The organism is Sphaerisporangium sp. B11E5, from assembly GCF_039871875.1.
In the GTDB taxonomy this organism is placed as follows: Bacteria; Actinomycetota; Actinomycetes; order Streptosporangiales; family Streptosporangiaceae; genus Sphaerisporangium.
Genome location: NZ_JBDPMD010000048.1, coordinates 30,469 through 42,114, shown reverse-complemented (window position 1 = coordinate 42,114; position 11,646 = coordinate 30,469). Strand labels below are relative to the sequence as shown.

The 11,646-nt window shown below is 74.7% G+C and carries 9 protein-coding genes and 1 riboswitch; of the genes, 7 read left to right on the top strand and 2 right to left on the bottom strand.

Annotated features, from left to right (window positions below; genetic code table 11):
* Window positions 1–14: 14 nt before the first annotated feature.
* Window positions 15–70: riboswitch (cobalamin riboswitch) on the top strand.
* A 99-nt stretch (window positions 71–169) separates the two neighbouring features.
* The 4 genes from ABGB17_RS31395 to ABGB17_RS31380 all read left to right on the top strand — a co-directional run bounded on the left by ABGB17_RS31395 (window position 170) and on the right by ABGB17_RS31380 (window position 3,729).
* Entirely contained in the window at window positions 170–1,114 is a 945-nt protein-coding gene (locus tag ABGB17_RS31395) for an ABC transporter substrate-binding protein (protein WP_347636381.1), read from the top strand.
* 125 nt (window positions 1,115–1,239) lie between these two features.
* Window positions 1,240–2,235 (top strand): iron ABC transporter permease, encoded by a 996-nt coding sequence (locus ABGB17_RS31390; protein ID WP_347636377.1) that lies wholly within the window; start codon window positions 1,240–1,242, stop codon window positions 2,233–2,235.
* Window positions 2,232–3,017 carry an ABC transporter ATP-binding protein gene (locus ABGB17_RS31385; RefSeq protein WP_347636374.1) on the top strand — a complete coding sequence of 262 codons (786 nt, stop codon included), beginning with the start codon at window positions 2,232–2,234 and terminating at the stop codon, window positions 3,015–3,017. The genes ABGB17_RS31390 and ABGB17_RS31385 overlap by 4 nt, the downstream gene beginning before the upstream one ends.
* A 31-nt stretch (window positions 3,018–3,048) precedes the next feature.
* Window positions 3,049–3,729: an adenosylcobinamide amidohydrolase gene (locus ABGB17_RS31380; RefSeq protein ID WP_347636370.1), complete on the top strand. Its 681-nt coding sequence runs from the start codon at window positions 3,049–3,051 to the stop codon at window positions 3,727–3,729.
* Here ABGB17_RS31380 and ABGB17_RS31375 read toward each other — a convergent pair.
* Together ABGB17_RS31375 and ABGB17_RS31370 are read right to left on the bottom strand one after the other, a co-directional pair.
* Window positions 3,722–5,692: a protein kinase gene (locus ABGB17_RS31375; RefSeq protein WP_347636365.1), complete on the bottom strand. Its 1,971-nt coding sequence runs from the start codon at window positions 5,690–5,692 to the stop codon at window positions 3,722–3,724. The two genes, ABGB17_RS31380 and ABGB17_RS31375, sit on opposite strands and share 8 nt — an antisense overlap.
* Entirely contained in the window at window positions 5,689–7,557 is a 1,869-nt protein-coding gene (locus ABGB17_RS31370) for a hypothetical protein (RefSeq protein ID WP_347636362.1), read from the bottom strand. Before ABGB17_RS31370 ends, ABGB17_RS31375 begins: the two co-directional genes overlap by 4 nt.
* Window positions 7,558–7,847: 290 nt before the next feature.
* Here ABGB17_RS31370 and ABGB17_RS31365 point away from each other — a divergent pair, with 290 nt between their 5' ends.
* From ABGB17_RS31365 to ABGB17_RS31355, 3 genes are read left to right on the top strand one after another with little or no spacing between them, the layout of a single operon-like run.
* Window positions 7,848–9,914 carry a DUF6421 family protein gene (locus ABGB17_RS31365; protein ID WP_347636359.1) on the top strand — a complete coding sequence of 689 codons (2,067 nt, stop codon included), beginning with the start codon at window positions 7,848–7,850 and terminating at the stop codon, window positions 9,912–9,914.
* Window positions 9,911–10,579 carry an SDR family NAD(P)-dependent oxidoreductase gene (locus ABGB17_RS31360; protein ID WP_347636355.1) on the top strand — a complete coding sequence of 223 codons (669 nt, stop codon included), beginning with the start codon at window positions 9,911–9,913 and terminating at the stop codon, window positions 10,577–10,579. The genes ABGB17_RS31365 and ABGB17_RS31360 overlap by 4 nt, the downstream gene beginning before the upstream one ends.
* A complete protein-coding gene (locus ABGB17_RS31355) occupies window positions 10,576–11,637 on the top strand; it encodes a low specificity L-threonine aldolase (protein WP_347636352.1) in 1,062 nt (353 codons plus the stop codon). The genes ABGB17_RS31360 and ABGB17_RS31355 overlap by 4 nt, the downstream gene beginning before the upstream one ends.
* Window positions 11,638–11,646 lie beyond the last annotated feature (9 nt).

Below are 11,646 nucleotides of genomic sequence, written 5' to 3'. Positions count from 1 at the left end.
TGGCGTGCAGCGAAGTCCGGTGCGATTCCGGCGCTGTCCCGCAACTGTGAGGCCCCCGGGCCGAGCCAGGTCGCCTGCCCGCCGCGTGGACGCCGTCAACCCTCGTGGAAAAGGGTGATCCGTCGCCCGCGCCGGGTCCCCTGATCCGCGGTGATCAGGAGGAACCCCCATGAGGCTGCTTCGCACGGCTGCGGCGTGCCTGGTGCTCGGACTGCCGGCGCTGGCCGGATGCGGACAGAGCGACCCCGGCGCCGCCCCCGGCGCCTCCGCGTCCGCCTCCCCGGCGGCCGCGCCCGGGTTCCCGGTGACCGTCCAGGCGGGCAACGGCGCGGTGACCGTCCCCGCCCGCCCGGCCCGCATCGTGTCGCTGTCGCCGAGCGCGACCGAAGGGCTGTTCGCCATCGGCGCCGGGCCGCAGGTCGTCGCGGTGGACGACCAGTCCACCTACCCCGCCGAGGCGCCGAAGACCGGCCTGTCGGGGTTCAAGCCGAACGCCGAGGCGATCATCGCCCAGAAACCCGACCTGGTGGTGCTGGCCAACGACACCGGCGGCATCGTCGCCGCGCTCGCCAAGGTCGGCGTGCCGGTGCTGCTGGAACCCGCGGCGGTGAAGCTGGACGACAGCTACGACCAGATCGCCGACCTCGGCGCCGCCACCGGCAACACCGCCAAGGCGGGCGAGGTGGTCGCCACGATGCGCCAGCGCATCGAACGGCTCACCGCCGCCGCGCCCAAGGACAACAAGCTCAGCTTCTACCACGAGCTGGACAGCACGCCGTACTCGGTGACGTCCAGCACCTTCATCGGGCAGATCTACGGGCTGTTCGGGCTCACCAACATCGCCGACGAGGCGCCCGACCCGGCGGGCGGCTACCCCAAGCTGTCCGGCGAGTTCGTGGTCGAGGCCGACCCCGACCTGATCTTCCTGGCCGACACCAAGTGCTGCGGCCAGACCAAGGAGACCCTCGCGAAACGCCCCGGCTGGGCGGGTCTGTCGGCCCTCGCCAAGGACCAGGTGATCCTCCTGGACGACGACATCGCCTCCCGCTGGGGCCCCCGGGTCGCCGACCTCGTCGAGACGGTCGGCGCGGCCGTCGAGAAGGCCGCCTCCTGAAACCGCCGCGCCTCTCGAAACCGCTGCGCCGGGAGGGCCGCCTCCTGAAGCCGCCGCTCCCCGACGACGGGGGCGGCCGTCCGGAGGGCCGCCGCCTGGACGCGCGGCCCGCCTGGACGCGGCCGGTGGGGTACGTCCTCGCCTCGGCCGTGCTGGCGGTGTGCCTGCTGGCCGGGCTGGTCGTGGGGGCGGCGGGCATCCCGGTCAGGGGGGTGCTGCTCGCGCTGCTCGACCGGCTGCCGTTCGTGTCGGCGGACTCGGGGTTGTCGCCCGTCGAGTACGGGCTGCTGTTCCAGCTCAGGCTGCCGCGCGTGCTGCTGGCCGCCCTCGTCGGCGGGCTGCTCGCGATGGCGGGGGCCGGGTACCAGGGGGTGTTCCGCAACCCGCTCGCCGACCCCTACCTGCTCGGGGCGGCGGCCGGCGCGGGCTTCACCGCCACGCTGATGATCGTGCTGATCGAGGTGGACGCGCTGGTGCCCCTGGCGGCGTTCGCCGGGGCGGCCGGCGGGGTGATGCTGGCGTACGCACTCGGGCGCACGGCCGGGCGCGGCGGCGGTACGGCGACACTGCTGCTCGCCGGGGTCGCGGTGGCGTCGTTCCTGTCGGCGTTGCAGGCCTTCGTGCAGCAGATCAAGGTGGACCGGCTCCAGCGCATCTACTCCTGGATCCTCGGCGGCGTCGGCTCCGACTGGGCGCAGGTCCGCTTGATCGCCCCGTACGCCCTGGTCTCGGCCGCCGTCCTGCTCGCCCACGGCCGCGTGCTCGACGTGCTGTCCGTCGGCGACGACGAGGCCTCCGGCCTCGGGGTGAACGCCGGCCGGGCCCGCCTGGCGATCCTGTGCGCCGCGTCCCTCGCCACCGCGTCGGCCGTCGCGGTCGGCGGGCTGATCGGTTTCGTCGGCGTGGTCGTGCCGCACGCCGTACGGCGCCTCGCGGGCGGCTCGTACCGCGTGGTGCTGCCCCTGTCCCTGCTGGCGGGTGCGTCGTTCCTGGTGCTCGCCGACCTGGTGTCCCGCACCGCCCTCGCCCCCGCCGAACTGCCCATCGGCGTGGTGACCGCCTTCATCGGCGCCCCGTTCTTCGTCGCCGTCCTGCGCGCCACCAGATCGGCCGACCCGTGACCGGCGGCGTCGTCGTGCGTGGCCTGTCGGCGGACCTCGACGGGCGTGCGGTGCTGTCCGAAGTCGATCTCGCCGCCGCACCGGGGGAGTGGGTCGCCGTGATCGGCCCCAACGGCGCGGGCAAGACCACGCTGCTGCGCGCGATCAGCGGCCTGCTCGACGTCCGCGGTGAGGTGCTGGTGGGCGGCACTCCTGTGCGCGGCCTACCGGCGCGGCGGCGCGCCAGGCTCATGGCGTACGCGCCGCAGAACCCGCTGCTGCCCGCCGGCCTCACCGTGCGCGAGTACACCCTGCTCGGCCGCACCCCGTACATCCCCTACCTCGGCCGGGAGGGCAGGCACGACCGCGAGGTCACCTGGTCGGTCCTGGAACGGCTCGACCTGACGGAACTGGCGTCCCGGCCGCTCGGGCACCTGTCCGGGGGAGAACGGCAGCGCGTCGTGCTGGCCCGCGCGCTGGTGCAGCAGGCCCCGGTGCTGCTGCTCGACGAGCCCACCACCGCGCTCGACCTCGGCCACCAGCAGCAGGTGCTCGAACTCCTGGACGGCCTGCGCCTGGCCGACGGGCTCACCGTGGTCACGACCATCCACGACCTCGGCCTCGCCGGGCAGTACGCCGACACGATGCTGCTCCTGGCGGCCGGGCGGACGGTGGCGTCCGGCCCGGTCGGTCACGTGCTGACCGAGCCCCTGCTGGCCCGCCACTTCGGCGCCCGGGTGACCGTCACGCCCGGCCCCGACGGGCGCCCCCAGGTCCACCTCGTGCGGCCCGCCCACCGGTAGGATTCCGGATCCCCGGGCGCGAGGAGAGCCGATGTTGTCGCTGAGTCATCGGCACGAGGACGGCACCCGGCTGGCGTCGCTGCTGTGGCGGTTCGGGCCCGGCTGGCGCATGATCTCGTCCGCGGTGCTCGGGGGCGGCATCGGCCCCGGCGAGTGGGTGCTGAACGCGCAGGTGGACGCGGGGTACTCCCGCACCGACCCGGTGGAGCACCTGCGCGAGATGGCCCCGCCGGGCCCCGGCGTCGGCATGCTGACCGCGGCGTCCGTCGAGCGGTACACCCGGGCCGCCGACCGCGGCGCCGAGGCGGTCGCCACCGTCGGCCTGCGCGTCCCCACCTGGGCCGCCGCCCCCGAGGGCGCCGAGGACCCCGAGCTGCGCCCCCCGGTGCCGCGTCCCGGCACCGTCAACATCATCGTGGCCGTCCCCGTGGCGATGAGCGACGCCGCCCTCGTCAACGCCGTCATGACCGTCACCGAGGCCAAGACCCAGGCCCTCATCGAGGCCGGCTACGCCTGCACCGGCACCGCCTCGGACGCCGTCTGCGTCGCCGCGCCCGCCCACGGCCCGTCCGAGGCCTTCGGCGGCCCCCGTTCCCTGTGGGGCGCCCGCGTCGCCCGCGCCGTCCACGCGGCCGTCTCGACGGCGCCCGCGCCTGGGCCGAGACGCCCCAGGTGCCCTAGGTGCCCTAGGTGCCCCAGGTGCCCTAGGTGAACTTCAGCGTGCCGATCAGGTGGTCCATCGTCGTGGCGCTGCACTTGGCGGGCGGGCAGAAGAACGCGATCAGCGCCACCGGCTGCCCCTCGCCGCGGCTGACGATGTAGACCACCAGGTCCAGCCGCCCCTGCTGGGACGGGTCGTTGACCACACCGGTGAGCCTGAACGCCGGCCGGCCCCCCACCGTGGCGGTGGACGGCGCCGAGGCGAAGTCCGCCGGGCCCGGCAGGACGAAGCTCAGGCTGCGCTTCAGGGTGTCGGGGGAGTCCGAGGTGGTGATGGTGTCGCTGACCCGCGCGAACATTCCCGTCGCCTGGTCCGGGCTGCTCGCCAGCAACTGGTTGACGGCCGACCAGTCCGAGGCGATCGGCACCGAGAACAACGCGTCGAACTGCGGCGCCGCCGGGGAGACCACCACGTACTCGTCCGCGTGCGTCACCGCACCCCACACCCCCGGGTACTCGAAGGAGAACGGCGCCGCCGTCGTCCCTGGATACCGCTTGTCGGCCACGGCGAGCGGCGTCCCGTCCCTGAACAGCAGCCACCCCGCGACCGCCAGCGCCAGCACGACGACCCCCACCCCGGCGATCACCCCGACGGGCGCCCCGCGCCTCCTGCGAGCGGGTTCCGCACCGGGATGGGTGAGCTGCGCCGGATCACCGCCACCGTACCGGTCGTACCCGGCGGGCCCGTGCTCCCCGTAGCCGGCGGCGACCTGCCCGCCCCGCCCCGCCGGCACGTGCCGGGCCTGCTCGGCGCCGCGCTCTCCACGCCTCGCGGGGACGTGCCCTGCGTGGCCGGGAGAGGCGCGGCCCCCGTGCTCGGCGGGGGCATGCCCTGCGTGGCCGGGGGAGGCGTACCCGTCGTGGCCGGCGGGGGTGACGTCCCGGCCTCCGCCGGGGTGCTCGGCCGGTCCCTGCGGGTACGCCGGGGGGCGGCCCGCGGGCGCGCCGGCCGGGTGGCCCTGGGCCGGGCCCCAGGCGGGGCGGCCGTCCGGAGGCGTCCTGGCCGGGTGGTCTTCCACCGGTGTCCTCGCCGCCTGACCGTCGGGAGGCGACCAGGCGCGGCGGCCCTCGGGCGGGCTGGGGGCCTCGTCCTCGCCGCTGATCGCGTCGCGCAGCGCGGTGACGAACTCCCCGCAGGTGGAGAACCGCTCGCCGGGGGTCTTGGCCAGTGCCCGCGCCATGACCCGGTTCACCGGGTGCGGCAGGTCCTGCCGGTAGGGCGTCAGCGGCGGCGGTTCGTGCGACACGTGCGCGTACAGCAGCGCCAGCTCGGTCTCCCGCTGGAAGGGCGGCTGCCCGGCCAGCGCCTCGTACACCACGCACGCGAACGCGTACAGGTCGCTGCGCCCGTCCACCGCGAGGCCGCGGATCTGCTCGGGCGCCACGTACCGCGGGGTGCCCATGAAGTGCCCGTGGCTCGTCAGCCCCGCCTCGGAGAACGTGCTCTTGGTCAGCCCGAAGTCGGTGAGGTAGATGTGCTCGGGGTCCCGCTCCGACCCCTCCGTCACCAGGATGTTCGCCGGCTTGACGTCCCGGTGCACCAGCCCGCTCTGGTGGGCCGCGTCCAGCGCCGAGGCGATCTGCGTGAACAGCCGGTACGCCCGCGCCACCGGCAGCGGCCCCGCGGACTGGATCACCTTGCGGAGGTCGGCCCCCTCGACGTACCGCATCGCGATGAACAGCAGATCGTCGCGTTCCCCCGCCTCGTAGATCGGGATGATGTTGGGATGGTCCACCGCCGCCACCAGCCGCGACTCCCGCACGAACCGCTCCCGGAACCGGGGGTCCTGCGTGAGCTGCGGCGCCAGCACCTTCAGCGCCACCGCCCGCCCCAGCCTCCGGTCCCGCGCCCGGTACACCGTGGCCATCCCGCCCCGCCCGACCACGGCCTCGACGTCGTAGTCCCCCACCCGTGCCCCGACCAGCGGCGGCATCGGGAACCCCTGCTCGCTCATCGCTCCACCGCATGCCCGCAGAACCCGCAGAACCGATGCGCCTTCCCGAGCCGCATCCCACACTGTGTGCAGAATTGCACCTGACCGGCCGCCCCGTCACCGGCCGATCCGTCACCGGACCGCGCCGCGCCTGAGTGCGCCGCGCCTGAGTGCGCCGCGCCTGAGTGCGCCGCGCCTGAGTGCGCCGCGCCTGAGTGCGCCGCGCCTGAGTGCGCCGCGCCTGAGTGCGCCGCGCCGGCGGGTGCCCCGCCGGCGGACGTGGCGCCGGACGGTGCCTGGCCGGATTGCGCGCCGAGGTGGGCCTGGGCGGCGCGGGAGCCGACCGCGGGCTGGGGGGCGGTGCCGGGGCCGTCGGCGTCGTCCGTCCCGCTGCCGGGGCGGGCGGGGCCGGCCACCCAGGTGTCCGGCGGGCCGCCTGCCTCCGGTGTGCCGGCGCGTGACCTCGCGCCTGACGGGACGGGCCCGGCGGGTGGGCCCGCGGGTGGTGTGCCCTCGGAGGGGGCCGCGCCGGAGGGGAGGCCGGGTGGTTCCGGTGAACGGGGGACCGGGGGGTAGGAGCCGCCGGTGGTGACGGCGGGGAACTCGATGGTGTGGCTTCCCTGCGGGGGCCAGGTGGCGGCGGCGCCCACGGGCTCCAGCGGAGGCGGGGCGGCGGCGCGGCGCCGGCGGCGGATGGTCAGGGGGACGGCGACGGCCACCAGGGCGGCGGCGAGGATCACCCCCGCCGCGGCGAGCGTCAGCGGGGAGAGGATGGCGCGGCCCGGCACGGGTGCCCCGGCGGCGGCCGGGGTGCGGGACGCCGTGGGGGCGGCGGCGCGGTTGGCGCGGGCGAAGCGGAGGTGGTCCTGGGCGACGGCGTGGTCGGGTCGCTGGCGGAGCACCTGCTCCAGGATCGGGACCGCGTTGGCGTAGTACTTGTTGTGGTACGGCGCGAGCGCGGTCTCGTACAGCGAGTCCAGCGGCCCGCGGCGGGCCGTCACGTTCGCGGCGACCAGGGCCGCGCGGATGTCCTCCACGGGGATGAGGGTCTGCGCCGCGCCGCCGCCCCCGGCGAGCAGGCCGATGACCTCGCTCCTGCCGTCGTCGATCACGGCGCCGCCCTGCCCGTCGTCGTCGAGGAAGTCGTCCAGCTTGGCGCGCTCGGACTTCTTGAACGTCCGGCCGCCGGGCGGGTCGAGGTGCGCGGTCACCACCTTGGGCGGCGCCTTGGCGCTCGGCCGCGCGGGCAGCCCGATCACGTCCACCGACTCGATGCCGCTGCCGAGCGAGGCGCCGAGCGGCACGGTGGGCAGCGTGCCGTCCTCGCCGCCCTCGGTCATCTTGAGCACGGCCGGCGCTCCGGCGGAGGCCCCGGTGTGCAGCAGCTCGGCGGCGTACCCCTGCGGCGCCGGCGGGTCGGCGTACGGGAACACGGTGACCTTGGTGGACGCGGTGGCGATGCAGGTGGAGTTGCGCCCCTGCGGCGGGTAGCAGGCCTGGAGCCGCCGGTTGAGGCCGGGGTCGTCCAGCTTGTGCCGGGAGAAGTCGGCGGGGATGTCGACGTCGAAGTACTCGGCGAACGCCCGGTTCGCGGCGTACACCGCGGGGTCCTTGCCGGACTGCACGACCCCGGTCGCGGTGACGACGACCCCGTCGGGCGCCACCACGAAGCCGCTCCCCGTCCCCACCGGGGTGTCGTACTCGCGCACCACCTGCTGGATGACCCCCCGGTCGTCGAGCAGGTTGATCGTCACGTGGGACCGCGCCTCGACCCGGACCGTTCCAGGAGTCACGCGGTCGGTCGACCCGCTGGGGTGGGGGTGCACGCCGAGGGCGAGCGTTCCGAGAGCGCCTAACCCCGCGACGAGATGGTACAGGCGGGGCATCTCCGCCTCCTGTTCCCGATCAAGTGTGCTTCCAGCGTCGCAGCGCGCACGGGCCTCGACAAGCCTCGACAGGCCGCCGTCACGCAGTTGCAATCCGTCGTTGAGCGCCTTGCGACCGGCGCGGACGGCACGCCGATGTGCGCCCGCCGGCGCGGCGGGCGGGGGATCTCGCGCCCCAGGGCCCAGAGGCGACACGAGTTCCCGTAGCATGCTTGTCCCTGTGTATATTTTCCGTATATATCCCGGCGATGCCGAAGATTTTCTTTACTGAGGGACGGAGGATGACGACGATGACGGCTTTCCCGCGGGTGCTGTTCGACGAAGCGCACAGCGAGTCGTGGACGATCCGCCGCGAGGTCGCCGAGGCCATCAACCCGGCGCACCCCGACGACAACAGCTACGCCCGCGCGGCCGACGCGCTGCGCCGCCTCGGCCACACCGTCACCGCCCACACCGAGGGCCCCCTCACCCCCGCGCTGCTCGCCGCGCACGACGTCTTCGTCGTCGCCCACCCGGCCGGCGTGCGCTGGGAGCGCACCACCGGCCAGGGCAGCCCGGCGTTCCCCGCCGAGGAGATCGACGCCGTCGAGCGGTACGTCGCGGACGGCGGCGGCCTGCTCGTGCTGGCCGAGCACGAGCAGGACAAGTACGGCAACAACCTCGGCGAGCTGCTCGCGCGGTTCGGTGTGGGCGTCGAGCACACCACCGTCCAGGACCCCGCCGCCTGCTACAACGGCGTCGCCACCTGGGTGCTCGGCACCCCCGCCCTCGGCGGCGCCGGTGAGGACGTCACCGCGGGCGCCCGCGAGGCCTGCTTCTACCGCGCCGGCGTGCTCACCGCCCCCGACGACGCCATCGTCCTGTTCCGCACCTCGCCCACCGCCGACCCCGCGGGCCGGCCCCTCGCCGTGGCGCTGCGGCACGGCCGCGGCCGCGTCGTGGTGTTCGCCGACTCCGACCTGTTCGGCGACGACTCCATCGGCGACCTGCGCCACACCCGCCTGTGGGCCGACGTCGTCACCTGGGTGGCCCGCGTGCCCGAGGACGGCGCCGACCGCCGCCGCGACGACGACCCGGACTTCGCCGCGCTCGCCGCGGCCGTCGAGGAGCTGCGCCCCTTGACCGCCAAGGACGGCTCCATCGAGGACGTCCTCGCCGCCGGGCCGATCCTTTCGCGCGTGCTGGCCGGCGTGGAGCGCCTCGCGCCGCGGTTCCCCCACGACGCCGAGTACCTCGCCGCCGTCCGGACCGACCTGCGCAAGTGGCAGGCCGGCGGCTTCGGCGTGCCCGACTTCCTGGACTCCCTGAACGCCTTCCACCCCGACAGCCGGCGCGAGGACGGCCTGGAGCACCTGGTGGTGTTCCCGATGTACACCCAGAACGGCAACCCGTCCCGCCACCTGGAGGCCGTCTGGATCCGCACCGTGTGGCCGGAGTGGCTGGCCGCCCTGGAGCGGGACCGCTACGACAACCCGATGTTCGTGCCCATCGCCTTCGCCGGGTTCACCGCCGGGTACGACACCAACTCCGCCGTGCTGTTCCCCGAGACCGTCGCGGTGCGGGAGACCCCGCCCCGCTTCACCTGGGGCGCGATCTTCTGCGACCGCGAGGCCGCGCGGTTCCGCAGCGTGAGCCGCGCCGCCGCCGAGACGCTCAAGCTGGCGCTGCCGCCGGACGCCGCCCGCCTGCTGGACAGCCAGGAGCTCGCGCAGGACACCTTCGTGCTCTGGGACCTGGTGCACGACCGCACCCACAGCCACGGCGACCTGCCGTTCGACCCCTTCATGATCAAGCAGCGCATGCCGTACTGGCTGTACTCGCTGGAGGAGCTGCGCTGCGACCTCACCGCGTTCGGCGAGGCGGTCGAGCTGGAGGCCGAGGGCGTGCCGCAGGCCCGCTACGTGCAGTACGCCATCCTGTTCGACCGCCTGTTCCGCTTCCCGATCACCGGTGAGCGGGTGCGCAACTACGACGGTCTCGGCGGCCAGCTCCTGTTCGCGTACCTGCACCGCAACGACGTGGTGCGGTGGACCGACAACCGCCTCAGCATCGACTGGGACCGGGTGGCGCCCTGCGTGGCGGACCTGCGCGGCGAGGTCGAGAAGCTGTACCGCGACGGCATCGACCGCTCCAAGCTGGCCCACTGGCTCGCCGCGCACCGCCTGGTCGCCGCCTACGTCGCGCCGCACCCGGCGTCGGTGTGGGCGCGCGGCGTGGAGGCCCTGCCGGTGGACGGTTTCCCCAAGGCCGTGGTGGACGCCGTGCTGCCCGACGAGTTCCCGCTGAGCATGTTCTACGAGGCCCTGCGCCGTAAGCTGACCGCCGTGATCGAGGCGACGAAGGGAATCCGTCCATGACTTCCGTGCCCCAGCCCCGTGTGGTCGTCGTCGCCGGGGCCGGCGGCCCCACCGGGCAGGCCGTCGCCGGCCGCCTCGCGGCGCGCGGCGACATCGTGATCGGCGCCGGCCGGCACGCCGCCGAGGGGGTCGAGGCCGTCGACCTGACCGACCTCGCCGCCGTGCGGGCCTTCGCCGGGCGCATCGAGCGGGACCACGGCCGGGTGGACGGCGTCGTGCACCTGGTGGGCGGCTGGCGGGGGTCCAAGACCTTCGCCGAGACCGACCTCGCCGACTGGGACGCCCTGCACGCCCAGTTGATCCGCACCCTGCAGCACGTCTCGCTGGCCTTCGAGCCGCTGCTGCGCCGCAGCGGCCAGGGCCGGTTCGCCGTCGTCTCGGCCAAGGCCGCACAGAACCCCACCCAGGGCAACGCCGCGTACGCCGCCGCCAAGGCCGCCGCCGAGGCGTGGACCCTCGCCCTGGCCGACGCGCTGCGCGGCACCGATGCCGCCGCCACCATCCTCGTGGTGAAGGCCCTGGTCAACGACGCCATGCGCGCCGCGAGCCCCGAGAGGACCTTCCCCGGCTTCACCGACGTGACCGCGCTCGGCGACGCCGTGGCCGGGCTGTGGGACCGCCCGGCGGGTGAGATCAACGGCGAACGATTGGACCTGACCCCATGACCGACGCCCGACGACGCCACGACCCCCGGGTGCGCTGGTTCGCCAGCGACAACTACGCCGGGGCGCACCCGGAGATCATCGAGGCCGTGGCCCTGGCCAACGGCGGCCACCAGGTGGCGTACGGCGAGGACGTCTACACCGAGGCGCTCGGCGACGTCTTCCGCCGCCACTTCGGCCCCGACGCCGAGGTGTGGCCCGTCTTCAACGGCACCGGCGCCAACGTGGTCGCGCTGCGCGCCATGACCGCGCCGTGGGAGGCCGTCGTCTGCGCGTACTCCTCCCACCTCAACACCGACGAGGGCGGCGCCCCCGAGCAGAGCGGCGGCCTCAAGCTGCGCATGGTGCACACCCCCGACGGCAAGCTCACGCCCGATCTGGTCGACCAGGAGGCGTGGGGCTTCGGCGACGAGCACCGGGCCCAGCCGAAGGTCGTGTCGATCTCGCAGAGCACCGAGCTCGGCTCGCTGTACACGCCCGAGCAGATCGCCGCGGTCACCGCGCACGCCCACGAGCTCGGCATGGTCGTGCACCTCGACGGCTCCCGGCTCGCCAACGCCGCCGCGGCGCTGGACCTGCCGCTGCGGGCCCTCACCACCGACGTCGGCGTGGACGTGTTGTCGTTCGGCGGCACCAAGAGCGGCCTGATGTTCGGCGAGGCCATCGTCGTGCTGAACCGCGACGCCGCCCGCGGGCTGATCTACCTGCGCAAGAGCTCCATGCAGCTCGCGTCCAAGATGCGGTTCGTGTCGGCGCAGTTCGAGGCGCTGCTCGCCGGCGATCTGTGGCTGCGGGGTGCCCGCCAGGCCAACGCCATGGCGGCCCGGCTCGCCGAGGCCGTGCAAGGCATCCCCGGGGTCACCCTGACCAGGCCCGTGCAGGCCAACGCGGTGTTCGCCACCCTGCCGCGCGACGTCACCGAGCGGGTGCGCAAGCGGTACCGGTTCTACATCTGGGACGAGGCCACCGGCGAGGTGCGCTGGATGACGTCCTTCGACACCACCGAGGCCGACGTCGAGGCGTTCGCCGCCGCCATCGCCGAGGAGACGGCGGCGAGCTGATCCCGCCCC